The organism is Chryseobacterium hilariae (assembly GCF_051400735.1).
GTDB lineage: Bacteria > Bacteroidota > Bacteroidia > Flavobacteriales > Weeksellaceae > Chryseobacterium.
The window spans coordinates 165,519-189,868 of record NZ_JBLFFJ010000003.1 but is presented as its reverse complement, the minus strand read 5'-3'; the positions used below and the strand labels follow the sequence as shown (position 1 = coordinate 189,868).

General features: G+C 37.2%; 24 protein-coding genes. 19 read left to right on the top strand and 5 right to left on the bottom strand.

Going from position 1 to position 24,350, the window contains the following annotated elements; translation table 11 throughout:
* Nucleotides 1–22: 22 nt before the first annotated feature.
* Nucleotides 23–2,170 carry an endonuclease MutS2 gene (locus tag ACMGDK_RS10375; RefSeq protein WP_436807888.1) on the bottom strand — a complete coding sequence of 716 codons (2,148 nt, stop codon included), beginning with the start codon at nt 2,168–2,170 and terminating at the stop codon, nt 23–25.
* Nucleotides 2,171–2,268: 98 nt separating this feature from the next.
* Between ACMGDK_RS10375 and ACMGDK_RS10370 the strand changes: the two genes are divergently transcribed.
* Both ACMGDK_RS10370 and ACMGDK_RS10365 read left to right on the top strand, forming a co-directional pair.
* On the top strand, nt 2,269–2,778 hold the full coding sequence (locus ACMGDK_RS10370) for a GNAT family N-acetyltransferase (RefSeq protein ID WP_436807887.1): 510 nt from the start codon (nt 2,269–2,271) through the stop codon (nt 2,776–2,778).
* Nucleotides 2,779–2,831: 53 nt separating this feature from the next.
* Nucleotides 2,832–3,473, top strand: a complete 642-nt coding sequence (locus ACMGDK_RS10365; protein WP_436807886.1) for a uracil-DNA glycosylase — start codon at nt 2,832–2,834, stop codon at nt 3,471–3,473.
* Here ACMGDK_RS10365 and ACMGDK_RS10360 read toward each other — a convergent pair.
* Nucleotides 3,460–3,969, bottom strand: coding sequence for a hypothetical protein (locus ACMGDK_RS10360; RefSeq protein ID WP_436807885.1), 510 nt, complete (start codon nt 3,967–3,969; stop codon nt 3,460–3,462). The two genes, ACMGDK_RS10365 and ACMGDK_RS10360, sit on opposite strands and share 14 nt — an antisense overlap.
* Nucleotides 3,970–3,980: 11 nt before the next feature.
* Nucleotides 3,981–4,472: a DUF456 domain-containing protein gene (locus tag ACMGDK_RS10355; protein ID WP_436807884.1), complete on the bottom strand. Its 492-nt coding sequence runs from the start codon at nt 4,470–4,472 to the stop codon at nt 3,981–3,983.
* A 121-nt stretch (nt 4,473–4,593) separates the two neighbouring features.
* On the opposite strand from ACMGDK_RS10355, the gene ACMGDK_RS10350 reads away from it, so the two are divergent.
* The 10 genes from ACMGDK_RS10350 to ACMGDK_RS10305 all read left to right on the top strand — a co-directional run bounded on the left by ACMGDK_RS10350 (nt 4,594) and on the right by ACMGDK_RS10305 (nt 14,573).
* The gene (locus ACMGDK_RS10350) at nt 4,594–5,862 is read left to right on the top strand and encodes a mechanosensitive ion channel family protein (protein ID WP_436807883.1); all 1,269 of its coding nucleotides are present in this window, start codon (nt 4,594–4,596) and stop codon (nt 5,860–5,862) included.
* A 143-nt stretch (nt 5,863–6,005) separates the two neighbouring features.
* Complete coding sequence (locus tag ACMGDK_RS10345) at nt 6,006–6,725, top strand: pyridoxine 5'-phosphate synthase (protein ID WP_436807882.1); 720 nt, start codon at nt 6,006–6,008, stop codon at nt 6,723–6,725.
* Between the two features lie 104 nt (nt 6,726–6,829).
* A complete protein-coding gene (locus tag ACMGDK_RS10340; protein ID WP_436807881.1) occupies nt 6,830–7,609 on the top strand; it encodes an alpha/beta fold hydrolase in 780 nt (259 codons plus the stop codon).
* A 114-nt stretch (nt 7,610–7,723) separates the two neighbouring features.
* On the top strand, nt 7,724–7,969 hold the full coding sequence (locus tag ACMGDK_RS10335; protein ID WP_436807880.1) for a microviridin/marinostatin family tricyclic proteinase inhibitor: 246 nt from the start codon (nt 7,724–7,726) through the stop codon (nt 7,967–7,969).
* A 43-nt stretch (nt 7,970–8,012) separates the two neighbouring features.
* The gene (locus tag ACMGDK_RS10330) at nt 8,013–8,240 is read left to right on the top strand and encodes a microviridin/marinostatin family tricyclic proteinase inhibitor (protein WP_436807879.1); all 228 of its coding nucleotides are present in this window, start codon (nt 8,013–8,015) and stop codon (nt 8,238–8,240) included.
* Nucleotides 8,241–8,324: 84 nt separating this feature from the next.
* On the top strand, nt 8,325–9,281 hold the full coding sequence (locus ACMGDK_RS10325; RefSeq protein ID WP_436807878.1) for an MvdC/MvdD family ATP grasp protein: 957 nt from the start codon (nt 8,325–8,327) through the stop codon (nt 9,279–9,281).
* Nucleotides 9,274–10,278: an MvdD family ATP-grasp ribosomal peptide maturase gene (locus tag ACMGDK_RS10320; RefSeq protein WP_436807877.1), complete on the top strand. Its 1,005-nt coding sequence runs from the start codon at nt 9,274–9,276 to the stop codon at nt 10,276–10,278. Before ACMGDK_RS10325 ends, ACMGDK_RS10320 begins: the two co-directional genes overlap by 8 nt.
* Before the next feature lie 268 nt (nt 10,279–10,546).
* A complete protein-coding gene (locus tag ACMGDK_RS10315; protein ID WP_436807876.1) occupies nt 10,547–11,560 on the top strand; it encodes an NAD-dependent epimerase/dehydratase family protein in 1,014 nt (337 codons plus the stop codon).
* A complete protein-coding gene (locus ACMGDK_RS10310) occupies nt 11,557–13,326 on the top strand; it encodes an AMP-dependent synthetase/ligase (RefSeq protein WP_436807875.1) in 1,770 nt (589 codons plus the stop codon). The genes ACMGDK_RS10315 and ACMGDK_RS10310 overlap by 4 nt, the downstream gene beginning before the upstream one ends.
* Before the next feature lie 188 nt (nt 13,327–13,514).
* A complete protein-coding gene (locus tag ACMGDK_RS10305) occupies nt 13,515–14,573 on the top strand; it encodes a diphosphomevalonate decarboxylase (RefSeq protein ID WP_436807874.1) in 1,059 nt (352 codons plus the stop codon).
* A 111-nt stretch (nt 14,574–14,684) separates the two neighbouring features.
* On the opposite strand, the gene ACMGDK_RS10300 is transcribed toward ACMGDK_RS10305, so the two are convergent.
* Nucleotides 14,685–15,347, bottom strand: coding sequence for a DUF2461 domain-containing protein (locus tag ACMGDK_RS10300; protein ID WP_436807873.1), 663 nt, complete (start codon nt 15,345–15,347; stop codon nt 14,685–14,687).
* Between the two features lie 496 nt (nt 15,348–15,843).
* Between ACMGDK_RS10300 and ACMGDK_RS10295 the strand changes: the two genes are divergently transcribed.
* The 7 genes from ACMGDK_RS10295 (at nt 15,844) to ACMGDK_RS10265 (ending at nt 22,909) form a co-directional block, all read left to right on the top strand.
* Entirely contained in the window at nt 15,844–17,544 is a 1,701-nt protein-coding gene (locus tag ACMGDK_RS10295; RefSeq protein WP_436807872.1) for a DEAD/DEAH box helicase, read from the top strand.
* A gap of 149 nt (nt 17,545–17,693) precedes the next feature.
* Complete coding sequence (locus tag ACMGDK_RS10290) at nt 17,694–18,332, top strand: DUF47 domain-containing protein (protein ID WP_116013646.1); 639 nt, start codon at nt 17,694–17,696, stop codon at nt 18,330–18,332.
* 19 nt (nt 18,333–18,351) lie between these two features.
* Nucleotides 18,352–19,494 carry an inorganic phosphate transporter gene (locus ACMGDK_RS10285; RefSeq protein ID WP_436807871.1) on the top strand — a complete coding sequence of 381 codons (1,143 nt, stop codon included), beginning with the start codon at nt 18,352–18,354 and terminating at the stop codon, nt 19,492–19,494.
* A 102-nt stretch (nt 19,495–19,596) separates the two neighbouring features.
* Complete coding sequence (locus ACMGDK_RS10280) at nt 19,597–20,568, top strand: polyprenyl synthetase family protein (RefSeq protein ID WP_436808261.1); 972 nt, start codon at nt 19,597–19,599, stop codon at nt 20,566–20,568.
* Nucleotides 20,569–20,648: 80 nt separating this feature from the next.
* A complete protein-coding gene (locus ACMGDK_RS10275; RefSeq protein ID WP_436807870.1) occupies nt 20,649–21,608 on the top strand; it encodes a GSCFA domain-containing protein in 960 nt (319 codons plus the stop codon).
* Nucleotides 21,601–22,128, top strand: coding sequence for a DUF4269 domain-containing protein (locus ACMGDK_RS10270; protein ID WP_436807869.1), 528 nt, complete (start codon nt 21,601–21,603; stop codon nt 22,126–22,128). Before ACMGDK_RS10275 ends, ACMGDK_RS10270 begins: the two co-directional genes overlap by 8 nt.
* A gap of 4 nt (nt 22,129–22,132) precedes the next feature.
* Nucleotides 22,133–22,909, top strand: coding sequence for a TatD family hydrolase (locus ACMGDK_RS10265; protein ID WP_436807868.1), 777 nt, complete (start codon nt 22,133–22,135; stop codon nt 22,907–22,909).
* A 71-nt stretch (nt 22,910–22,980) separates the two neighbouring features.
* On the opposite strand, the gene ACMGDK_RS10260 is transcribed toward ACMGDK_RS10265, so the two are convergent.
* Nucleotides 22,981–24,276, bottom strand: coding sequence for a DEAD/DEAH box helicase (locus ACMGDK_RS10260; protein ID WP_436807867.1), 1,296 nt, complete (start codon nt 24,274–24,276; stop codon nt 22,981–22,983).
* Nucleotides 24,277–24,350: the final 74 nt, after the last annotated feature.

Sequence of the window (24,350 nt, the reverse complement as noted above, 5' to 3'; positions counted from 1 at the left end):
ATAAGGTTAAAGTTATAAATCATTAAATTCTCTCAAGTTCATCCGCATTAATCGTTGTTTTAAAAGTTCCGTAGTTCACGATTACTTTATTCTTGGAGATTTTCTCAATCGTTCCTACGCTGGTACTTCCCGGAATACGGACACGCTGGCCTTCTTTCATCCAGACAGCACGGTCGGTTTTGCGTTTTTCTTCCAGTTTTTCATTGGTTTCAGCAATCTTTTCGATTACATCTTCTTTCTTAAGCTGTTGCGTGATCTTTCTTTTAACCACCTGAAGACGTTTTGATTCATCTTTATCAGCACCTATTTTTCTGAATTTTTCCTGTTCAAGCAGTTTCACAAAATCCTTTACAACATCTTTTCTCGATTTGCCCTTCACGTAGCTGTCGATAAATGTTTCAATTTTATTTCCAAACTGAAGCTTTCGGTGTTCCTCTTCATATAGTTTTTGGAAGTTGAAAAGCTTTTGCTGCAGCTGCTCATTCAGCTTCTGAAGGTTATCACGTTTGTCTTCCACAGATTCCTTTCTTTCAGCCAAATCGGTTTTCAGTTTTTCAACCTCAAATTTTTCCTGCTGAAGTTTTACAATCGTTTTATCTAAATTGACAATATCGTGCTCTACTTTCTTTTTTGCCGCATGAATGATAAATCTTGGAATTCTGTTTTTCTCTGCTACTTCAAAGGTAAAGGAGCTTCCTGCCTGTCCCACTTCCAGTTTATACATCGGTTCCAGGGTTTCCTCATCAAAAAGCATAGCTGCATTTTCAGCATTCGGGAGCTGTTCTATCACCAGTTTGATGTTCGTATAGTGCGTGGTAATGATGGCAAAACTCTTTTTATCATAGAAATATTCCATGAAACTTTCCGCAAGGGCACCACCAAGTTCAGGATCTGATCCTGTTCCAAATTCATCAATAAGCAAAAGTGTATTGGCATCAGCTTCGCGGATGATCCCGGACATTTTTTTAAGCCTTGACGAATAGGTGGACAAGTGATTTTCTATCGACTGGTTATCACCAATATCGGTCATGATCTTTTCGAAGAAGAACATTTCGGATCTCGGATGTACCGGAACCAGAATTCCGCTCTGGATCATCAGCTGAAGCAAACCAACGGTTTTCAGTGTGATGGATTTTCCTCCTGCATTCGGTCCGGAGATACAGATAATTCTGTTGTGATCCGTCAATGACAGGCTCTGAGAGTGAATCGTTTTGTTTTCAGCTTTATTTCTGAGCCATAACAGCGGATGGTACGCATCTTTAAGCTTTAGCGTCCTGTGACGGTTGATCTTCGGAAGGATTCCGTTGACAAGATCAGCAAATTTAGCTTTCGCTCTTGTAAGGTCAAGGTCAAAAATATAGATCTGGTATCTCCACAGCTGAGGCTGGAATTCTGCCAGTTCCGCAGTCAGTTTTCTGAGGATCTTATCTATCTCTTTCTTCTCTTCCTCTTCACTTTCACGCAGCTTGAAGTAGTGCTTTACTACACTGTCCGGCTGGATATACGTGATAGAACCTGTTTTTGAAATTCCTAAAACTCTTCCTGCCACCCTTTTCTTGAACCCGGATTTTACAGCTAAAACCCTTTGATCTTCAAGAATAGTTTCCCGGATATCATCCAGAAAGTCACTCTGTCCGTAATTGAACAGCGCACGGTTGAAATTCTCCTGGATTGCCTTTTTAGCATGTTGAATTTCAGCTCTGAGCTCCTTTAAAATAGGAGAGGCGTCACTTTTTACTTCCCCAAAACGGTTAAAGACCTTATCGATCTTATCAATGATTTCTTTTTTGAATTCCAGCACGGAAACATCACCTATCAAAGTAGGGAACGTGTCGGGCATGGTCGGGAAAAACTTCTGAAGTTTTCCTATCTGTTCAGTTAAGGTTTTTATTTTAATGAAAGCACTGTTTTCCAGGCGGTAATTCTCGATCAGCATTAATTTCAGCTCACTTTCGATATCTTCATATTCATCGAATGGAATTGCATTTGAACTTTCAAAACTCGACAGGTACTCCGACGTTTTTTTCAGTGAAAGTTCCGCCTCGTCAATTTCCATGGGACGAAGTTGAAGAATTTTTTCTCTCGTTTTCGGAGAATACGCAAATGGAGAGATTTCCGCGAGCAATTGCGGAAACTCTAATTCGTTTAAATCTTCTTTATTTATATACACACTGCAAATTTAGTGAGAAAATGTGAATGTTATTTGAAAATGAGACAATTTGAGCATTTGAAAATACTGAATCATGAGGTTTTTATTAAATTTGAAGGATGAAACTGGAAACGGAAAGATTACTGCTAAAAGAAATTAATGAAAGTCACGTAGAAGATATTTTGAAAATTCGGAGTAATGAAGTGATTAATCAATTCGTAAAAAGAAATTCTCCGAAAACGAATTATGATGCCCTGCAATTTATTTTAATAATTAAAGAAAAAACCCAAAATAATCAGACTGTTTATCTGGGAATTACCTGTAAAAACCAACCGAACCTTATCGGGACAATCTGCCTTTGGAATTTTTCTGAAGACAGGAAAACTGCTGAAGTAGGTTATGAGCTTTTGCCCGGCTATCACAGAAAAGGAATCATGTCCGAGGCATTGGAAACTGTTTTAGATTATGGATTTAATGAATTACATTTACAGGAAATTTTAGCTTTTACCCATAAGCTCAATGAAAATTCAAAAGGTCTTCTTTTAAAGCATAATTTTGTTTTGGAAGAGGAAAGAACCGATGATGGTTTTCCTGACAATATTGTCTTTAGTTTAAAAAAGAATATTTAGCTATAAATTTAATTATCAATTTAACTCATTTTCAAATTATTAATTCAAACCCCATGACCTGGACAGAAGTTTTAACCCCAATAAAAAACACAGAATACTTTACCAACCTTTGGGAAAAAGTAAAGCAGGAATATGCAGCAATCCAAGTATTTCCACCTAAAAACCAAATATTCAGAGCACTGGAAATCACACCTTTTGAAGAGGTAAAGGTAGTGATCATCGGGCAGGATCCTTATCATAATGATTATCAGGCTAATGGTTTGTGCTTTTCCGTTTCGGAACAGGTAGCGGCACCGCCATCCCTTAAAAATATTTTCACGGAATTAAAGGATGACCTAGGAATCATAAGAACTTCAAAAGAGCTGGATGACTGGGGAAAACAAGGCGTTTTACTACTGAATGCCACTTTAACCGTTCGCGCACATTCACCAAACTCCCATAAAGACTTAGGCTGGGAAAAATTTACAGACTTTATCATCAAGGAAATTTCAGATAAAAAAGAAAATGTAGTATTTGTACTTTGGGGAGCTTTTGCACAGAAAAAAGCCGAACTCATTGATCCGGCTAAGCATTTTATTTTAAAATCGGCGCATCCGTCACCGTTTTCTGTACATAGAGGATTTTATGGAAGCAAACCCTTCTCAAAGATCAATGAATATCTGGTCTCAAAAGGGAAGAAGCCTATTTCGTGGTAGAGCTTGATGCTCCGCCAGCTTTTGTGATTTTGATTCCGATTCTGTACTGTCCATCCAGATCTTTTCCTCCGGGTTCAGATTTCCGGGAAGGGGTTACTTCTTCCAGTGAAATGGTATATCCGTTGAACTCTGCAGACTTGTGGTAATTTCGTCCTGTATGGTCAGAAGTAGCAAGACTTAAGACGACAGGCCGGGTGTAGGTTCCCATTACTTCTACTTGCGCTACCGCAACTCCTGCCCAAATACATGCTACTCCTTCAGGACAGCGGCTGTCTTCAGAAATTCCTTTGAAGGTTACATTCATTTCATACTCTTTAAGGAATTTATTTTCCCCCTGATTAAAATAAATGATACCTTCTTTCTGTACTTCAGCTTTGGTTCCTGAGGAATTGGAGGCAGTTCCGGCAGTTGATTCCGGAGTTTTTGTTTTCTTTTGGGCATTGCATCCTGCTAAAGTGAGCATTCCCAGACTGAATATAATGGCTTTATGGAACATATTTTCTTTTTTTAAATAATATCAAGCATATCTAAAACTACTACCAAAAACATTGCCACACCTACCACAAGACTAAAACCTGTTCCGTAAATGAAGCCGATAAATGCGCCTTTAGTAGACCGTAAGGCCTTATTCATATCTTTACTGTCGTGAAGAAGCTCCCCGATAAATACCCCGGCAAACATTCCTATCAGGAATCCTAAAGGAATAGGAATGAAAATTCCTACGATCGTTCCGATGATTGATCCGATACTTCCCCAACGCGTTCCACCATATTTCCTGTTGGTTTTTGCTGGGATTACGTAGCTTAAAACTACAGAAATTGCTGTGAGGATCCCAAATGCCCAGATGTAGATCATTGGCAGATCGGTATCTGTCCCGAATTTATAAATTAAAAGTCCACAGATGCTTAGCACAAGCCCCGGAAGTACGGGAAGGAAAGTTCCCAGCATCCCGAGAACCAATAAAATAAGACAGAGAATATTAATTAAGGTTGTATCCATTCTTTTAAATTATCAATGCAAGATAGGAAAAAAGAAAATTTGCAGGAGCCTTTTTAATATTTGGGATGAAAATTGATTGTCAATAGTAAGATCATCATTCTTAATTTATAAATTTGCTGTAATGAAAGACGAAATACAAGACACTAAGAATTTTTTGCAGGAAATTAGTGATCAGCTTTACATCTATATCAGTCAGGTAACGCCTGGCGGAATGGATTGGATTGTTCATATTGTTATCAAGCTGGCACTTTTGTGTGCCGTGTTTTTAGTGGTAGATTTTGTTTTTAAATTTGCTATCAACTTTATTTTCAGATTTTTCCGGAATGATGAAAAGTATCCGATTATCCGGTCAATTTATCAATCTAAGATCTCCAATTCTGTGGCTCATTTTGCTGCGCTTTTGGTGGTCGCGGGAATACATCCTTCTATATTTCCGGCAACGGCACTTCCTAAAACAAATATTTTTATCAACAGATCTATCAATTTGGGGCTTGTGCTTATTCTTGCCGGAATGCTTTACAGGTCATTAACGGGTTTCAGAAATTATTTCACCATAAAGCAGGATTTTTATAAGATCATGGCACTGAATGCTATTTCAGAAACCGTAAAGATCTTAGGGATCTTTATATTTTCCGTATTGGGAATATGCGTCATATTTGGGATTAAAGGGACTACTATTGTCGGGAGCTTAGGAGCTATTACAGCTGTGCTGGTATTGGTTTTCAGAGATACGATTTTAGGTTTTGTAACCGGGATACACGTTGCCACTTCCAAAAACCTTAAGGTAGGAGACTGGGTAAGCATTCCGAAATACAGCATGGAAGGAAATATTATAGATATCAGTCTTCTGACCACAAAAATCATGAATTTTGATAAAACCGTTTCTACAATTCCTACCTATGATCTTTTGACTACAGAGATCAGAAACCTTCAGGTCATGTCCGAATCCAATACAAGGAGGATTAAAAAATCTATTTATTTTAACATCAATTCTTTTAAATTTTTGAATGAAGAAGATATTGAACGTTTAAAAGAAATCAACCTGATTTCGGATTACCTTAAAGAAAAAACACTGGAAATAGAAAAAGAGAAACAGGACCTCAAGCATAATGATAAGACTATCAACGGAAGGCAGCTTACCAATATCGGGGTTTTCAGGTATTATGCCCAAAAATACATAGAGAATGATCCGGATATAGATCAAAAAGGAGCTAAAATGGTCCGCCAGCTCGATATTACACCACAGGGACTTCCCCTTGAAGTGTATTGTTTTGCAAATGATTCCAAGTGGGAACATTTTGAGCAGATCCAGGCTGATATTTTTGATCATCTCCTGGTGGCTTCTAAAGAATTTGACCTACAGGTGATGCAGATCAGTGTAAAGGTATAAATAGAGAAGTTAGAAGCTAAAGATCATAAGTTAGTGGGATTTGACCTTTTACTTTTATCTGGCTTTAAAGATAGAGAAGTGACTCCAAAAGCTAATTTCTACTTTAATATCTAATTTCTTAAAAATAACATCTAAATAAAGAAATGATAAAACTAAGCGTAAACATTAATAAAATTGCGACATTAAGAAATGCAAGAGGAGGTGAAACACCAAGCGTAACAGAAGCAGCCGTAAAAATCCAGGAATTTGGAGGACAGGGAATTACTATCCATCCAAGACCTGATGAAAGGCACATCACAAGAAAGGATGTTTATGATCTGAAGCCGCTGGTTACGACAGAATTCAATATTGAAGGAAATCCGCACCGCTCTTTTATTGATATGGTTCTGGAAGTAAAACCTGAGCAGGTAACATTAGTTCCTGATGCAGATGATGCCATTACATCCAACGCCGGTTGGGACACTAAAAAGCATTTAGACTTCCTGACCGAGATTATTGCAGAGTTTAAAAATGCAGGAATCCGGACCTCTGTTTTTCTTGATCCCTTGCCGGAGCTGGTAGAATATGCTGCAAAAACGGGAGCCGACAGAATTGAGCTGTATACCGAAGGCTACGCGAAAAATTATCTTACTAATAAAGAACAGGCTATAAAACCTTATTATGATACAGCAGTTGCTGCTACAGAATTCGGTTTGGGAATCAATGCAGGACATGATCTGAGCCTGGAAAATTTAAAATATTTCGCTGACCATATTCCCAATCTTCTTGAAGTTTCCATCGGGCATGCATTGGTTTCAGAAGCTCTTTATATGGGACTTGAAAATACTGTTCAGGCTTATTTGAAGAGACTGGCAAAATGGTAAAGAAGAGGCTAGAAATTAGAGAAGTTAGTGTTAAAGAAACCCTTTAAATATTCCCCAACCTCTAATTTCTAGTTTCTAACATCTAACATCTTAACATCTAGAAAATGGAAATCCTTAATTCAAAAATATTCGGCGAAAATCTTACGGTTACGCCACTTCTTGTATTTCACGGACTGTTTGGAATGCTTGACAACTGGGGAAGTTTTGGAAAAGACTTAGGTGAATATCTTCCCGTACATCTGATTGACCTTAGAAATCATGGGAGAAGTTTTCATTCCGAAAGCATGTCGCATGATGATCTGGCAGATGATATTGCCCGTTATATGGATCATTACGGTATTCAGAAAGCCCATGTTTTGGGACATTCCTTAGGCGGAAAAGCAGTGATGCAGTTTGCTTTAAAATACCCTGAAAGAGTAGAAAAGCTAATTGTAGTAGATATTTCACCAAAAGCTTACCCTCCTCATCATCAGGGAATCATTAAAGCGCTTGAAACCGTAGATTTCAATACGGCAGGCTCACGAGGTGATGTGGAAACAGTATTAAGCCAATACATTCCAGAAAAATCTACAATCCAGTTTTTAGCAAAAAATCTATACTGGGACGACAATAAAAAGCTAAACTGGAGATTCAATCTTAAAACTTTATCTGAAAAATATAACGAATTTGTTTCTAATGCGGTGAAATTTGGTGTTTTCGAAGGTGACTCTTTATTTATTGCAGGCGAAAAATCAAATTACATCCTTCCTCAGGATGAATACGGAATCAAGCAGCAGTTTCCAAAAGCGAAAATTGTTACAGTAAAAAATGCAGGACATTGGGTTCAGGCTGAAAATCCGGTTGATTTCGCGAAAGTTGTTAAAGAGTTTTTGAACTTAGGTTGATTTAATTCTTTCTTTTTTCTAATTTAGTTAAAATTTTCTTAAAACGAAACAATATATCCCCGTGTATTGAAATTTTTTGTACTTTAGTTTGCATAAAACTAAATATAATAACTTATGGAAAAGAAAAACTCAAAAAAACCATTCTTTGCTTCGTTTTTAGAGAAACAAATCAATGATCCTGAAAAAGTTCACGGAGGTGGAATTACGACACCTACTACTGATGTACTTACTGTGCCAACGAGAGATACTATCACAACTTCACCGTTTCTTGATAATGCAACAACGCAGTTAAAAGATCAGGCGGTGACAATGAAATATCCTTCCGACAGCGATGAGTCAGGAGAGTTAGATGTTTTGTAATCAGTATTGCTAAGAAATATTTTTAACCAAAAACTAAATTATTATGAAAGACAAAAATTCACAAAAGAAACCATTTTTTGCGTCGTTTTTAGAAAAGCAGCTTAAAGATCCTGAAACAGTGAAAGGAGGTGGTGATATTACAATTCCCGAAAGAGATGTTATCACAAAACCATCAATTGACACAGTAACTTCTCCTGCAGATGATCTTCAGGTTACCATGAAATATCCTTCTGACGGAGATGATGATTCTCCAACAGTACCATTAGACTAATACTTTAAAAAAAATAATAGTATTAATACAATCGTCTCAAAGGAAACTTACCACTAAGTTTCCTTTTTTAATAAAAACCGGCAAATGATTCTCTGCATCACTCACTCGAAGGATTTTTACAATATCGATATCTTTTTTGAATATCTTGCTTCCAAGGATATTCCTTATTTCAGACTGAATTCTGACCGTATGAATCATCTCCAGAAGATCAGCGTGACTGAAAATTCATTTGAACTGACTGATGAGTCTGGAAACACTGTTCATTCCAAAGATATCAAAGCAGTGTGGCACAGGAAGGCCTGGGGAATAGCTATTCCTGAAGAACTGGACGAAGACTACAAAAAAATATTTCTGAATGGGTACGGAAATCTCCGCTATAACCTGATCACTGTTTTGGAAGATATTCCATGGATCAATCCCTTTGAAAATGAAAGAAGAATCGATGGAAGCAAAATGCTGCAGCTGAAAATAGCAGAAGAAAATAATTTGACCATTCCTAAAACCATTTTTTCCAACGACGAACAAAAGATCACTGCTTTTTTTCATGAATTCTGCAATGGTAAAGCAGTCGCAAAACTTCATAGCCTGACCGCTAAAACCATGAATGGAGAGAATCTGATCTCAACCATGATCATTGAAGGAGATACTCTGGAGCATATGGCAGATATTGCTTACTGTCCGATGATCTTCCAGCCCTATATTGATAAAGAATACGAATTAAGAATCGTTTACATAGCCGGAGAATTTTTTACCGGAAAAATCAACAATAGTGAAAATGCAGACTGGAGAGTAGCCCACGGAAATTATGCATGGTCTGCCTATGAGTTGCCGCAAAATGTCAGGGCCGGTCTTGCTTCTATGATGGAGGAAATGGGACTTTATATCGGTGCCATAGATATGATCAAAGGAAAGGACGGAGAATATTATTTCCTTGAAGTAAATCCTCAGGGAGAATGGGGAATGCTCCAGAAAGAACTTGGATTTCCCATCGCAGAAAGAATTGCTGATAACCTTATAAAAAGAATCAATATCCATGAATAAAATACTAATTATTACGCATACTCAAGATAATTTTTCAATCGAAAAAGTAACAGAATACATAGAAAAAAACGGCTGCGAGGTTATTCGCTTCGATGTAGACCTGTATCCTATACAAAATAAACTATCTACTGTATTCCAAGATGGTGAGTGGATGACTGTCCTAGAAACTAAAGAAGCAAAATACCGTCTTGATGATATTACTGCAGTTTGGTACCGGAGAGCTTACAACATCGGAAATGGGGTAAAAGAAGAAATGGATAAAAAGTTCTACGGCGCCGCAATGGGTGAAATCCGCAACACGCTTTTTGGATTTATAGAATCTGTAGATGCTTATGCATTGGGAAAACCGGGAGTTTACAGAAGGCTGGATAGTAAAGAAGAACAGTTGAAAATTGCCGTTAAGCTGGGCCTTAAGATTCCTGAAACCTGTCTTACAAATAATCCTGAAGAAGCCAGACAATTCATCCTTAAACATCAGAATGTAGTGGCTAAAATGCAGACCGGTTTTGCCATCTATGAAGACGGGGTAGAAAGTGTGGTTTTTACCAATGTGGTTAACGAGGATAAACTTGAAGAGCTGGATTCATTGGTGTATTGCCCGATGCAGTTCCAGAAAAAAATAGAAAAGAAAAAAGAATTACGGATTACCATTGTAGGGCAGGACGTGTATGCTTTTGAAATAGATTCCCAGCAGTCTGAAAATGCAAAGGTTGACTGGAGAAAAGACGGTGTGAACCTGCTTACTAAATGGGTGAGAACAGAACTTCCTTCAGATATTGAAGCAAAACTTCTGGAGCTTTTAGATGTTTACAATGTAGATTATGGTGCTATAGACATTATTGTTTCTCCCGAAGACGAATACTATTTCATCGAGATCAATGCCGCAGGTGAATTTTTCTGGTTAGATAATTTAACAGAAGAAAACCTGATCTCGAAAAGTATTGCAGATGTTCTCTGTGACAAGGCTCCAAGACGGAACAATATGGTTATGGCTTAAAAACGGAGTAACTATTTAAACTAAAAAAGTCCTTTTGTGAATCTGAAGGACTTTTTTGATTACTAAAGTGAAAAATTAGGTTTGTTATATGGAACCACGCAGTGATAAAGACCTTCATAATGATAATATTGGTTAAATTAAGTGGAATTCTGCTTTAAAAATCGCAAATTTGCATAAGCAGTTTTTCGTAAAATCTCTACAGGAACAGGAAGAATTGCCGGATAGGAAATATTGTCATATTTTAGTCAGCAATCAAGTAAAATAATTAATGATTTTTGTAACGGGTGCAACCGGAATCCTGGGAAGGGTGATCGTTTTGGAACTTCTGAAAAAAGGAAGAAACGTGCGTGCTTCCAAAAGACCGGGCAGCAATTTAAACGATGTAAGGCATTCTTTTAGCTTCTATACAGAGAATCCCAATGATTTTTTTAATAAGATCGATTGGGTAGATGTAGATTTTGATGATCTTGATTCTCTTCAGAATGCATTAAAAGGGGTAGACGAAGTCTATCACTGTGCCGCAAAAGTAAGCTTCCATCCTAATGATGCAAAAGAAATGTACCATACCAATGTAAAAGGTACGGAAAACCTGCTGTTTGCATGCGAGGGTTCAGAGGTGAAAAAATTTCTGCACGTAAGCACGATTGCTGTTTTGGATATTTTTAATGAAAAGGGAGAATTAGACGAAACTTCAGAATTTAATCCCAAGGAAGAACATTCTGCTTATGCCGTTTCTAAACATCTTGCTGAAATGGAAGTTTGGAGAGCTTCTGCTGAAGGGCTGAACACCATAATCATAAATCCGGGAATGATCATCGGAAGTGGAAACTGGGGACAGAGCAGTGGAGATATATTCCCTACTTTTGAAAAAAATGGCTTTACATTTTCCGGTGGAACAAGTTATATAGACGTAAGAGATGCAGCTCAGATTTCTATTGAGCTCATGGAAAAGAATGCTTTCGGAGAACGTTTTATTCTCATTTCTGAAAATAAAAGATATGCAGAGCTTGGAAAGCAGATCAGATCACAGCTTGGTCTGAAAGAGGCGAAAATCCTCACGAAATCCCAGCTGAATCTGGGGAGATTCGCCAATATACTTTTCGGTTGGCTGATTCCAAAACTGAGAATCATTACAAAATCCAATATTGAATCCATCTCATCACTCAATACCATTACCAATCAGAAAATTAAACAAAAGATTGATTATCAGTTTATTCCTGTGAAGGAAAGTATAGATTTTCATCTTAAAAATTATATTAACGACAAAAAGCTGAATTCATGAACCTTGCAGCGGCAATTATCCTTAAAAATGTAGAAAAACATCCGGTAAAATCAGCGATAGGCTTTAAAAAGAAAGACGAAGCCTGGAAAGAGCTGAGCTGGAAAAAGTTCGGTGAGATTGTTTTTAAAACAGCTAATGCACTAAAAAATGCAGGAATTCAGGAAAATGATAAAGTAGCCATTTATTCAGACAATTCCTCTGAATGGATGATCTTTGATCTGGCTTCAATGGCCATTGGTGCTGTTACCGTACCTGTTTACTCTACCAATAATGCAGAACAGGCAGAATATATCCTTAATGATTCCTCTGCAAAGGCTGTGCTTGTTGGCAGCCAGGAGCAGTACGATGCATGCCTGGAGTTGTTGCAGAAAGAAGATAATCAATTGGAAACTATCATTGTTTCCAAAAAATCTGTTTGGATCAAGAAAGAATTCAATAGCTTTTATCTCGAAGATTTCATTGCAAAATCCTCTCCTAAACTGGAGATCTGCAAAAAAGAATATGACGATACAGCCACGCTGATCTATACTTCCGGAACTACAGGAACGCCCAAAGGTGTGATGCTTACCCATGGAAATTTTATCAAAGCTTTTGACTCCCATTTTGAGTTTTTTAAATTTAAAAATTTTGAAGAAGAGCTGTCATTGGCGTTTCTTCCATTGAGTCATGTTTTCGAAAGGAGCTGGAGTCTGCTGTGTCTATACGGCGGTGCGCGAGTGTATTTCCTGGAAGATCCAAAAAATATTGCCAAAACTCTGGAGGAAGTGAAGCCTACGATGATGTGTGCTGTGCCGAGGTTTTTCCAGAAAGTATATGCCGGAGTTCTGGAAAAAGCAGAAGAAGGCTCATCATTGAAGAAAAAAATCTTCGACTGGGCATTGGCAACAGGATGGCAGACTGCAGAACTGAGAAGAAACGAAAAACAGATTCCTTTTGGATTAAAATTAAAAGAATCCGTGGCAGATATGCTTGTTTTCAGCAAAATTAAAGAAAAAATGGGTGGAAGGCTATGGTTCTTACCGTGTGGAGGAGCCTCTCTTTCACCGGAAGTTACAAAATTCTTCGACTCGGTGGGAATTCACGTAACAGTAGGGTATGGACTGACTGAGACAACGGCGACACTTACACTTTTCCCGTTAACCCATTTTGAGCATGGAACCAGCGGAAAACCTTTACCCGGCGTAGAAATCCGTATTGGAGAAAATGATGAGATCCAGGCCAAAGGAAACGGTATTATGAAAGGCTATTACAATAAGCCCGAAGAAACACAGAAAGTTTTTACGGAAGACGGATGGTTCAAAACCGGAGATGCCGGAAAATTTGATGATAAAGGAAACCTGATCATCACAGACAGAATCAAAGACCTGATGAAAACGTCCAACGGAAAATACGTGGCCCCGCAGCAGATCGAAAACCTTCTTACCAATAATAATTTTATTCAGCAGATCATGCTTGTAGCGGAAGGAAGACAGTTTGTTTCAGCCCTTATTGTTCCTAATTTTGAGTTTCTGCAGGATTTTATGAAGAAAAATAGCATTCCTTTTACCAATTGGGAAGAAGCAGTAAAGAACGAGAAGATCATTGCTTTGTACAAAGACAAAATTAAAGAGCTGCAGATTCACCTGGCGGACTATGAAAAAGTGAAAAAATTTACATTGATGCCTGCTGAATTTGATATCAATACCGGAGAAATCACGCCTACATTGAAGGTCAAAAGAAATGTAGTTCTTAAAAAATATGCAGATATTATAGAGAAAATGTATTAAAATAAAGCTTGATCGACCACAAAAAAGCAAAAGCTTTTAATAAAGGTTTAAGATTAAAATCAAAAATTTTTCAGAAACTTAAGTGGTCTTCAATAGGCAGTTTTATTTTAAATCTAAATAACTAAATGTTAATATTCTTTTGTGCCTTTTGTGGTTAATTAAAAGAGTTTTATTATTTGAATCAAACTATGACAACACAAGAATTTCTAGGAAAACAAAATTTCACCATCCATACTCAGACAGTTTCAGAAAGCTGCCCGTCCAACATTGCCCTGATCAAATACTGGGGTAAATATGATAATCAGATTCCTGCCAACCCAAGCATCAGTTATACCCTGAATCATTGTAAAACCAATACTTCTATAGAATTTCTGGCAGGTGAGCCTTTCTCTGTACAAACTTTCCTATCAGGAAATGAAGAAGTGAAATTTGCTGAAAAGATAGAAAAATATTTCAAAAATATCGAACAGTATCTTCCCTGGATCCTAAAAGGAAAATACATCATCAGAACAGAAAATACCTTTCCCCACAGTTCCGGGATTGCGAGTTCTGCTTCTGGGTTCGGAGCCATTGCCAAATGCCTGATGAGGCTGGATGCAGAATTTTCAGAAGATCAATCTGAAGAAGAGTCATTAAGAAAAGCTTCATTCCTGGCCAGATTGGGAAGCGGAAGTGCATGCAGAAGCCTATACAACGGTTTGGTAGTCTGGGGAACATCCGATGAGGTAGAAGAAAGTTCAGACCTGTTTGCGGTAAAATATCCTGATACAGAAATTCATGATATATTTAAAAACTTCAATGATTGGGTCTTGCTGATCCATGAAGGGCAGAAAAGTGTCTCTTCAACAGTAGGACACGGCCTGATGAACACCAATCCTTATGCTGAAAGAAGATTCCAGGAAGCAAGAGAGAATTTTGTTCCTATGAAAGAGATTTTAAAGAGTGGTGATATGGAACGTTTTATCAAATTGGTAGAACATGAAGCGCTTACACTGCATGCCATGATGATGATGAGTGATCCTGCCTTCATTCTGATGAAAACCGGAACCATGGAAGTGATCAATAAGGTCTGGGATTTTAGAAGAGAAACAGCTCTTCCATTATTCTTTACACTGGATGCAGGAGCCAATGTTCATCTTCTATTCCCGAACAACGGATCTGAAGATACAATTAAAGCATTTATCGAAACAGAATTACTGCAGCATACCCAGAAAAATGGAGTAGTAAAGGACATAATGAAATTTTAAAAAATAAAGAATGAATATCTGCTTGATTTGCTAAATCTGCGAGAGACTTTTACACTCGCAGATTTAGCAGATCAAGCAGATTCTTTTAAGACAAGGAAAGTTTGATCAAAATTATTGAAAAGGTGCATTCAGGAAATCATTGAAAGGTTTCATAAGCTTAAAAATCTTAGTCATGTTTTTTATGGCATTTTTATCCAGAATTTCCTCATCTTTCAGATCATAAACCACAATAAAATTCTTTAATTTCAAATATTCACCCATTGGATCTTCTTTTTCAAATCCCTGGGGAACTTTTTTCAGCTTATCATCCTGATCCAGTTCCGGAAAATGCTTTTTGAATTCTTTTTGATTAATTATTTTAATAAAATCATCTCCATACAGCGAAATTTCTTTCCTTACTTCCTTCAGGACAGAAGATTCGGGCATATAAATGCCGCCTGCCAGAAAAGATTTTCCCGGTTCCATATGAAGATAATAACCTCCTTTCTGGCTGCCCTTACCCATACCGAGAGATGCTCCGAAATTGGTTTTGTAAGGCGATTTGTCTTTTGAAAATCGGGTGTCTCTGTAAATTCTGAATAGTGATTTTTTGCCGTCAATTTTTCCCAATTCTTCATCAAAACCAGACATTTCTTTGATCAATCCGTCAAGGAAGGCTATAACATTTTCCTGTGCTTCCGTGTAAATGGCTTTATTTTCATTAAACCATTCACGGTTATTATTAATAGTGAGATTTTTTAGAAAGGTCAGGGTTTCCGGCTTTATAATATTCATGTTTTTAATGTTTAATATGATAGTTGTTGAATTATTAAACCAAGTTAAAAAATAAACTTATGCTGACCAAAATTATTGGCTGGCCAATTCTTTAAACAAAAAGGAAAATATTTCTGCAGTTAAAAAAATAATCGTAACTTAAAATAGCCTAAATGTAAAAGTAGACTATGCTTAATTATGGATTAAATAAATACCTAAAACAGTGTGCTTAAGGGAAAAAATCTGGATTAAGTAGAAAAATGTTTTTTAAAGAAAAATTTACCATGAATAGTATTATTTTTGAAAATTCATAAATAATACCGAAAAAATCAATCCAATTTAATAAAAAAAAATAATGTTTAACATGTTTTTAACGCAGGCCGTGTTTTTTTGGATTTAATTTTTTAAAAATTAAGAAAATATTAAAGGATTCTGAATTAAAGTTTACATATTTAAAACTTTATTCAAAAACAAATCAAATATTTGTTGTATCTTTGCAAAAATTTTAAAATATTTAATGAATTTATTTACGGAGTCCAATTTAAGTCCTGATATCCTTAAGGCAGTTGGCGAACTGGGTTACGAAAGCCCGACAGAAATCCAAAAACAGACTATCCCTTTCATTCTTTCAGATATTCGCGATTTGATCGCACTTGCGCAGACAGGGACAGGCAAAACAGCAGCGTTTTCGCTTCCGATTTTGGATATGATTGACGAAACGAGTCGCAAAATCCAATTTTTGGTCCTTTGTCCGACACGGGAATTATGTCTTCAGATTTCTAAAGACATAAAAAATTATTCCAAGTACATGAAAGACATCAAAACCACAGCGGTTTACGGTGGAAGCAGTATTATGGATCAGATTCGCTCTTTAAAGGACAAACCACAAATTATTGTAGGTACTCCAGGAAGAGTAATCGACCTTATCAACAGAAAAGCACTTGATTTTTCTGCTATTCATTGGTTAGTTTTAGACGAAGCTGATGAAATGCTTTCAATGGGTTTCAAAGATGAGTTGGAAACAATTTTAAGTGAAACACCAGACACGAAGCAGACTTTCTTATTCTCGGCAACGATGAACAAAGAAGTGGAGAGAATTTCTAAAAATTATCTTACCAGCCCGCACCGTATTTCTGTAGGTTCTATTAACGAGGTTAAAAAGAACATTAAGCATGAATATTATGTGGTAGGTTACCGTCAGAAAAAAGAAGCTCTTAAGAGATTAATTGACGCAAACCCTAACCAGTATTCTATTCTTTTCTGCAGAACAAGAATGGAAACTCAGGAAGTTGCAGATTTCCTAATGCAGAATGGTTATGCAGCGGATGCTCTTCACGGAGATCTTTCCCAGGCGCAGAGAGATACGGTAATGAAGAAATTCAGACTGAAAAACATTGATATCCTGGTAGCAACCGACGTTGCCGCAAGAGGATTGGATGTAAACTCTTTAACGCACGTTATCCATTATTCCTTACCTGATGATCCGGAAGTATTCGTTCACAGAAGCGGAAGAACCGGTAGAGCTGGAAAAGACGGTATTTCAATGGCTTTAATCAAGCCGGAAGAAAGCAGAAAGCTGAAGCAGATCAAATCTGCAACAAAGATCGATATTGTAGAAAAATTTATTCCGACAGGTGATGATATTATCAAAGCTCAGGTTGGAGGTGTTTTTGAAAAGCTATTTACAGAGCATGAAGCTGATATCTTTGAATTTAACGACAGTTTAATTCCGGATCTAAGCGCTTTCACTAAAGAAGAATTGGTTCATAAGTTGTTACAGTTCCAGTTGAAAGATCTTGCAATGTACTACAAAGATAAGCATGACCTTGTTGAGCAGAAGTTCAGCAGCAGGGATGATGATTATTCAAGAAGAGACAGAGGACGCGACAGAGACAGAGATAGAGGAAGAGACCGTGGCGAACGAGACAGCAGAGGAAGCAGAGAGCGTGGTGGAAAACCTAGAAGAAAGGACGAGAATATGGTAAGATTCTTTTTCAATCTTGGGAAAAAAGACCAGTTGAAAAAGCTTGATGTATTAGATATCATTAATAAAGCAACAGCCGGAAAAAGCAAGAAAAGAGCGGAAATCGGTGATATTGAAATTCTAGAGAAATTCTCTTTCTTTGAAGTGGAAAAATCATTCCAGGAAAATGTAATGAGTAATATTCCTTCAATGAAATTTAAAGGAAAAGAAATGAGAGCTGAAGTAGCAAACTAAGGCGCCTCAAGATATATTAAACCGGCTTTTGGCCGGTTTTTTTATTTGATAATCAGGTGTTAACCTAATGTTAACAAAACTTAATGTTATATTGTTTCAGGGCAAATCCTTTTTTAGGAAATTTGCACTCAAATTATAAATACATAAAAATGGGAATTGGTAATATTTTCCACGCTTTTCAACCAAAAGATAAAATCTTCTTTGTGCTTTTTGAAAAAGTAACGGAGAACCTAGTGGCAATGTCTGAAGACTTTAATCACGGTATCAAAGATTTCGATCTTAACGATGATACAATGTTAAAAAGAATGAGTGACTACGAGCATAAAAACGACGAACTTACCCATGAGATCTTTGTTGAATTAGGAAAAAACTTCATTACGCCGTTCGACCGTGAAGATATTCACACCCTGGCAACCGGCCTTGATGATATCGCTGATTACATCTACGCTTCCACAAAATACATCTTCCTATACAAATCGCCTGAAATGAAGGCTTATTCAGATTTTTCATTATTGATCCACAAAGCTTGTCTTGAGATCCAGAATGCTATGAAAAACCTTAAAGGCTTTAAGAATATGGACCAGGTAAAAGAAGCGTGCATCAAAGTAAACTCTATTGAAAACATTGCAGATGATCTGCTTTCCAACTCAATGGTAGATCTTTTTGAAACTAATGATGCCATTAACATTATCAAAGTTTCATCTGTACTTAATTATCTTGAAATAGTAACTGACAAGGCAGAAGATGTTGCCAATACAATTGAGAACATCATGATTAAATACGCTTAAACAATTATAACTCACAGAAATGGAATTTCCGATTTTACTTACGGTTATTATTGCTTTGGCTTTAATTTTCGATTATATTAATGGTTTTCATGATGCAGCCAATTCAATTGCAACTATTGTTTCTACAAAGGTTTTAACTCCTTTTCAGGCTGTACTTTGGGCAGCACTCTGGAACTTCGCAGCATTTTTTATTGCAGCCTATATTATTGGCGAATTTAAAATTGGTAATACCATTGCCAAAACCGTTAATGAGAATTTTATCAACCTTGAAGTTATATTTTCAGGTCTTATCGCAGCTATTGCATGGAACCTTTTAACGTGGTGGTTTGGAATCCCTTCCTCATCGTCACATACCTTAATTGGTGGATTTTTGGGAGCAGCACTGATGAATGCTTTCATGCTGGACTATCATGATGTGGTAGCAGCACAACCCAATTTAGGCTTCTTTGAGACATGCAAGCATGCTCTTCATCAGGTAACGACACAGAGTGTTGTAAAATTTGACAAAGTAATTCCTATTTTCCTGTTCATTTTTATGGCACCGGTAATAGGGATGATTATTTCAATCATTATTACGTTAATCATTGTTCACTTATACAAAAAGTCAAATCCGCATAAGGCAGATCAGTCTTTCAAAAGATTACAGCTGGCTTCTTCAGCTTTATTCAGCTTAGGACACGGACTGAATGATGCCCAGAAAGTAATGGGAATCATCGGGGCGGCCCTGATCTACTATCATGTTGAGATGCTGCAGGATCCCGTATACCTGAACATTCCTTCAGCAGGAAGGTTTGATTACTTTGCGGAACATTACCTTTGGGTTCCTTTAGTTTCTTTCCTTGCAATTGGTTTAGGAACTATGAGCGGAGGATGGAAGATCATCAAAACGATGGGAACTAAAATTACAAAAGTAACTTCTCTTGAAGGAGTAAGTGCTGAAACTGCGGGAGCAATCACATTATTCATCACGGATCACTTTGGTATTCCTGTATCTACCACGCATACGATTACAGGTTCTATCATCGGTGTTGGATTAACGAAAAGGGTTTCTGCTGTAAGATGGGGAATCACAGTAAGCCTTCTTTGGGCTTGGGTACTTACAATCCCAATTTCAGCAATTGTTGCAGGAATTACTTACCTTATAGTAACATTTCTGACTTAATTTAAAAGTTCAACAAATAATATAAACTTTGTCCTTCGGGACGAAGTTTTTTGTTTTATAAAGCCTCGAAAAATTGTATTTTTGTTCAAACTATTAGATTTTATGGAATTTTTAGACAGATACCAGCAGATTGTTGCTGAAGCCATTACTAAGTATACTTTCAAAGACAAGCCCGCAGAACTCTATGATCCGATGAACTACATCATTTCCCATGGCGGAAAGCGTCTTCGTCCTATTATGGTACTGATGGCCTGCGATCTGTTCGGAGGAGATCTTAAACAGGCAATAAAACCTGCACTGGCCATTGAATTTTTCCATAACTTCACTCTTATCCATGACGATATTATGGATGAGGCTCCTTTAAGAAGGAATAAACCTACTATCCATACCCTTCATGGCATCAATGTGGGGATTCTTTCCGGTGACGGACTGATGCTGAAAGCTTATAAGTTTTTTGAAGATCTTGAGCCTGAAATTTTCAAGGCATGTATCAGGATTTTTACCCATACAGGACTTCTTCTTTGTGAGGGACAGCAGTACGATATCAATTTTGAAACTCAGGAGAATGTAACGTATGATGACTACATCAGAATGATTACTTATAAAACAGGAGTTCTGAGCGCATCTTCCTTTGAAATAGGAGCACTTATTGCAAAAGCTAATTTTAAAGATGCCAAAGCTATATTCAATTTTGGAAAACATATCGGTATTGCTTTCCAGATCATGGATGATTATCTTGATGTATTTGGAGACCAGGCTCAGTTTGGAAAGAAGCATGCCGGGGATATTTATGAAAATAAAAAAACGGTGCTCTATCTTTTAGCCAGAGAACATGCCACAGAGGAAGAAAGAAGGGAACTAGACCATTGGTACGGCAAGAAAACCGATAATATTGATAAAGTATATGGAGTAGAAAAGATCTTCAGAAGAGCCAAAGTGGATGAAAAAGCATTGCGCCTGATCGAAAAGCATAACGAAATAGGACAAAGCTACCTGGAGAAGATCAATATTCCTGAAGAAAAAAAGAAGCCTTTTATAGAGCTGGCTAATTATCTGTTGAGAAGAGAAAGCTAAAGAAAGGTAGTAGGAATTAGGTCTAGGGTTGTTGATAGCAGTTTCCTGAGCCTTGATTTCTAAGCCCTAATCCCATATTAATGAAATTCAGAACTGAAGTTGACATTCCCGAGTCAGAAAAAAAGATTGATGTTGAAGATAAAATATTTTCAATAGGATCCTGTTTTGCTTCAGAAATGACAGATTTGCTGGGTCAGGGACAGCTTCAGACGGTCAATAATCCGTTCGGAACTATTTTTAATCCGTTTTCGATCAGTAATGCCGTTAAAAGGCTTCATGATTCAGAGTTTTATACAGAAGATGAGCTGATCACTTTTAATGACGAATTTATCTCCCTGGACCACCACAGCAGCTTCGACAGAAGATACGTCCATCAAACTCTGGAAAGAATCAATGCGGGAATAGAAGTGGGAAACAGGTTTCTGCAGGATGCAGGTTGGGTGATTATCACGTACGGAACTTCATTTATTTATGAATTTATCCCAAAGAAAAAACTAGCTGCCAACTGTCACAAAATCCCACAGAAGTTTTTTGAAAAACGGTTGCTTTCCCATCAGGAACTTACAGATTCCATCTACAATACGGTTTTAAACCTGAAAGATATCTGCAGGGATGATGTACAGATCCTGTTTACCGTGTCACCCGTACGTCATACTAAGGATGGAATGAGTGAGAATCAACTCAGCAAATCCAAACTGATCACTGCTGTGCATGAAGCGCTTTTGCAGCTGGAAAACTGCCATTATCTGCCTGTTTATGAAATAATGATGGATGATCTTCGTGATTACCGTTTTTATAAGGAAGATATGATCCATCCGACATCGCAGGCGGTCAATTACATCTTTGATAAATTCGGGGAAGCCTATTTTTCTGATGAAACAAAAAGTTTTATCAAAGAAAATTTTAAGATTAATAAAGCACTGGAACATAGAACTGATGATGATAAGGATCCAAAGTATATCGAGTTTAGAGAGAAATTAGACCGTAGAATTGAGTCCCAGAGGGAAAAAGTAAGGCATAAAATTTTTATAAATGATTGATTTCACGAACCTCAGTTATTTGAAATCAGGAAACGAAAAACAGAAAAGAGCTTATGAAGTTCTTGAAAAATATCAGGTCTTTGAGAAATTAAAGCCCTATTCTCCAATTCTTGCCGGAACAATTCCGATTGAAATTGATATTGAAAACAGTGATCTGGATATCATTTGTGAAGTTGATCTTGAATTTGAAGAAGATTTTCTAAATGACATCATGTCTAACCGATTAATTTCTGCAGATATTGAAGTGAAAATTGAGAATATCATTGTTAACGGAGAAAAAAGCATTATTCTGAACTTTATGCTGGAAGAATTTCCAATAGAGATTTTCGGACAGAACAAACCCTCACTTGAACAGAATGCTTACCGTCATATGCTGGCTGAATATAGAATATTAAAACAAAAAGGAACAGATTTTAAACATAAAATAATAGAACTTAAGAAACAGGGAATTAAGACTGAACCGGCTTTCGGTTTACTGATGGATTTGAAAAACCCGTATGAAGATCTGTTAAAATTTTAAGACAATGATTGATACACATACCCATTTATACGCTGAAGAGTTTGATGATGACAGAAAAGAAGCTATTCAAAGAGCTATAGATAAAGGAATCACAAAATTTTATCTTCCTGCCATTGATTCGGAATCCCATGAAAAGATGCTGCAGCTGGAATCTGAATACCCAGGACAGATCATTTCCATGATGGGACTTCATCCATGCTATGTAAAACCTGAATCCTGGCAAAAAGAGCTTGATATTGTTAAAAATTACCTGGAAGAAAAGGATTTTCCGGCGATAGGAGAGATTGGGATCGACCTTTATTGGGATAAAACAACGCTGGATATCCAGATTAAGGCTTTTGAACAGCAAATCGACTGGGCCATAGAAAAGGATCTTCCTATCGTGATCCATACAAGAGAAAGCTTCGATGAAACATTCGAGGTCCTTGAAAGAAAAAAACACCCGAAGCTTCGTGGGATTTTCCACTGCTTTTCAGGAGATCTGGAACAGGCAAAACGTGCCATAGACCTTAATTTTATATTGGGAATAGGCGGAGTGGTTACATTCAAAAACGGGAAAATAGATCAGTTTCTGAACGAAATTCCTCTAGATAAGATCGTCCTGGAAACAGATTCACCTTATCTGGCCCCGGTTCCGCACAGAGGAAAAAGAAATGAAAGCTCTTACCTGGACCTCGTAGCCGGAAAACTGGTGAATATCTATGGAAAGGATTTTTCTGAAATTGATGCGATAACTACTGAAAATGCCCATCAATTATTTGGTGTAAAAGAAGAGAATTGATGGTAATGAAAACCATTCTATCAATTAGCTTGTAAACATAAAAAGCCCTTTCGTTGGAAAGGGCTTTCGTATTATTTTTTTCTGGTGAAATTTTTATTCTTAGGCTTCTTGAAACTCGTTGGAGTGCTGCCTGCAGGCTTATTGTTATTATTCTGTGGTTTTGGAGATCTTGGAGGTCTCCTGTCGCCACCGGCTGCCATAGGTTTATTATTAGAATCCCTTTTCTGTGCTACCAGGTTATCAGTATGGAAAGGATGATCTTTTACTACGGGAATTTTCTTCCCGATCAGTTTCTCCGTATTTCTTAAATTTAAAAGGTCAAGATTGTCTACGAAAGAAATTGAAGATCCTTCAGCTCCCGCTCTTCCCGTTCTTCCGATTCTATGAACATACGTTTCAGAAACATCAGAAAGTTCGAAATTGATCACATATTTAAGTTCATCGATATCAATACCTCTTGCAGCGATGTCTGTAGCGACCAGAATCCTTGTTTTTCCGGATTTAAAATTATTTAGGGCATTCTGCCTTGCATTTTGAGATTTATTCCCATGAATAGCCTCTGCTGAGATATTATCCTTCTGCAGTTTTCTTGCAATTTTGTCAGCACCGTGTTTCGTTCTCGAAAATACCAGTACAGAATCTGCAATATCGTTCTCTAAAATATGGGAAAGAAGGTTCAGCTTATTGTCTTTTTCAACAAAATAAACCGATTGCTTGATCGTTTCTGCAGTGGAAGAAACCGGAGTTACTTCTACTTTTACAGGATTATTCAGGATAGAGTCTGCCAGTTTCTGGATTTCAGAAGGCATTGTCGCTGAAAAGAATAAAGTCTGTCTTCTCTGCGGAAGAAGTTTGATGACTCTTTTTACATCATGTACAAAGCCCATATCAAGCATTCTGTCTGCCTCATCTAGAACAAAGATTTCAATATTCTTTAAGCTGATGATACCCTGAGCGATAAAATCCAGAAGTCTGCCGGGGGTTGCTACCAGAATATCGATGCCTTTTCTTAAGGCAGCCTCCTGATTTCCCTGTTTTACACCTCCGAAAATAACGAGCTGTTTTAGCGGCAGGTATTTCCCGTATGCATTAATATTTTCCTCGATCTGTATGGCAAGTTCTCTTGTCGGCGTTAAGATCAGGGCTTTTATATGATTATTTTTGGTCTTGTTTTTTGATAAATTCTGAAGAATAGGAATAGCAAACGCCGCTGTCTTTCCTGTTCCTGTCTGTGCACATCCTAAAAAGTCGCTGCCTTTTAAGATTTCAGGGATAGATCTCTCCTGAATGGGCGTGGGATTAGTATATCCCTGTTCTTCAATTGCTTTTGCAATAGGTTCTATTAAGTTTAGGTCTGTAAAATTCAAATGAACTGTTTTTTTAATTTAAAATAAAATTCCCTCAATGTGAAGGAATTATACGATGCAAAGGTAGTCTAAAT

Coding starts and splice junctions, on each gene's coding strand:
- ACMGDK_RS10370 (WP_436807887.1), top strand. CDS start 2,269: ATGAAACTGGAAACGGAAAGATTACTGCTAAAAGAAATTAATGAAAGT.
- ACMGDK_RS10365 (WP_436807886.1), top strand. CDS start 2,832: ATGACCTGGACAGAAGTTTTAACCCCAATAAAAAACACAGAATACTTT.
- ACMGDK_RS10360 (WP_436807885.1), bottom strand. CDS start 3,969: ATGTTCCATAAAGCCATTATATTCAGTCTGGGAATGCTCACTTTAGCA.
- ACMGDK_RS10355 (WP_436807884.1), bottom strand. CDS start 4,472: ATGGATACAACCTTAATTAATATTCTCTGTCTTATTTTATTGGTTCTC.
- ACMGDK_RS10350 (WP_436807883.1), top strand. CDS start 4,594: ATGAAAGACGAAATACAAGACACTAAGAATTTTTTGCAGGAAATTAGT.
- ACMGDK_RS10345 (WP_436807882.1), top strand. CDS start 6,006: ATGATAAAACTAAGCGTAAACATTAATAAAATTGCGACATTAAGAAAT.
- ACMGDK_RS10340 (WP_436807881.1), top strand. CDS start 6,830: ATGGAAATCCTTAATTCAAAAATATTCGGCGAAAATCTTACGGTTACG.
- ACMGDK_RS10335 (WP_436807880.1), top strand. CDS start 7,724: ATGGAAAAGAAAAACTCAAAAAAACCATTCTTTGCTTCGTTTTTAGAG.
- ACMGDK_RS10330 (WP_436807879.1), top strand. CDS start 8,013: ATGAAAGACAAAAATTCACAAAAGAAACCATTTTTTGCGTCGTTTTTA.
- ACMGDK_RS10325 (WP_436807878.1), top strand. CDS start 8,325: ATGATTCTCTGCATCACTCACTCGAAGGATTTTTACAATATCGATATC.
- ACMGDK_RS10320 (WP_436807877.1), top strand. CDS start 9,274: ATGAATAAAATACTAATTATTACGCATACTCAAGATAATTTTTCAATC.
- ACMGDK_RS10315 (WP_436807876.1), top strand. CDS start 10,547: ATGATTTTTGTAACGGGTGCAACCGGAATCCTGGGAAGGGTGATCGTT.
- ACMGDK_RS10310 (WP_436807875.1), top strand. CDS start 11,557: ATGAACCTTGCAGCGGCAATTATCCTTAAAAATGTAGAAAAACATCCG.
- ACMGDK_RS10305 (WP_436807874.1), top strand. CDS start 13,515: ATGACAACACAAGAATTTCTAGGAAAACAAAATTTCACCATCCATACT.
- ACMGDK_RS10300 (WP_436807873.1), bottom strand. CDS start 15,347: ATGAATATTATAAAGCCGGAAACCCTGACCTTTCTAAAAAATCTCACT.
- ACMGDK_RS10295 (WP_436807872.1), top strand. CDS start 15,844: ATGAATTTATTTACGGAGTCCAATTTAAGTCCTGATATCCTTAAGGCA.
- ACMGDK_RS10290 (WP_116013646.1), top strand. CDS start 17,694: ATGGGAATTGGTAATATTTTCCACGCTTTTCAACCAAAAGATAAAATC.
- ACMGDK_RS10285 (WP_436807871.1), top strand. CDS start 18,352: ATGGAATTTCCGATTTTACTTACGGTTATTATTGCTTTGGCTTTAATT.
- ACMGDK_RS10280 (WP_436808261.1), top strand. CDS start 19,597: ATGGAATTTTTAGACAGATACCAGCAGATTGTTGCTGAAGCCATTACT.
- ACMGDK_RS10275 (WP_436807870.1), top strand. CDS start 20,649: ATGAAATTCAGAACTGAAGTTGACATTCCCGAGTCAGAAAAAAAGATT.
- ACMGDK_RS10270 (WP_436807869.1), top strand. CDS start 21,601: ATGATTGATTTCACGAACCTCAGTTATTTGAAATCAGGAAACGAAAAA.
- ACMGDK_RS10265 (WP_436807868.1), top strand. CDS start 22,133: ATGATTGATACACATACCCATTTATACGCTGAAGAGTTTGATGATGAC.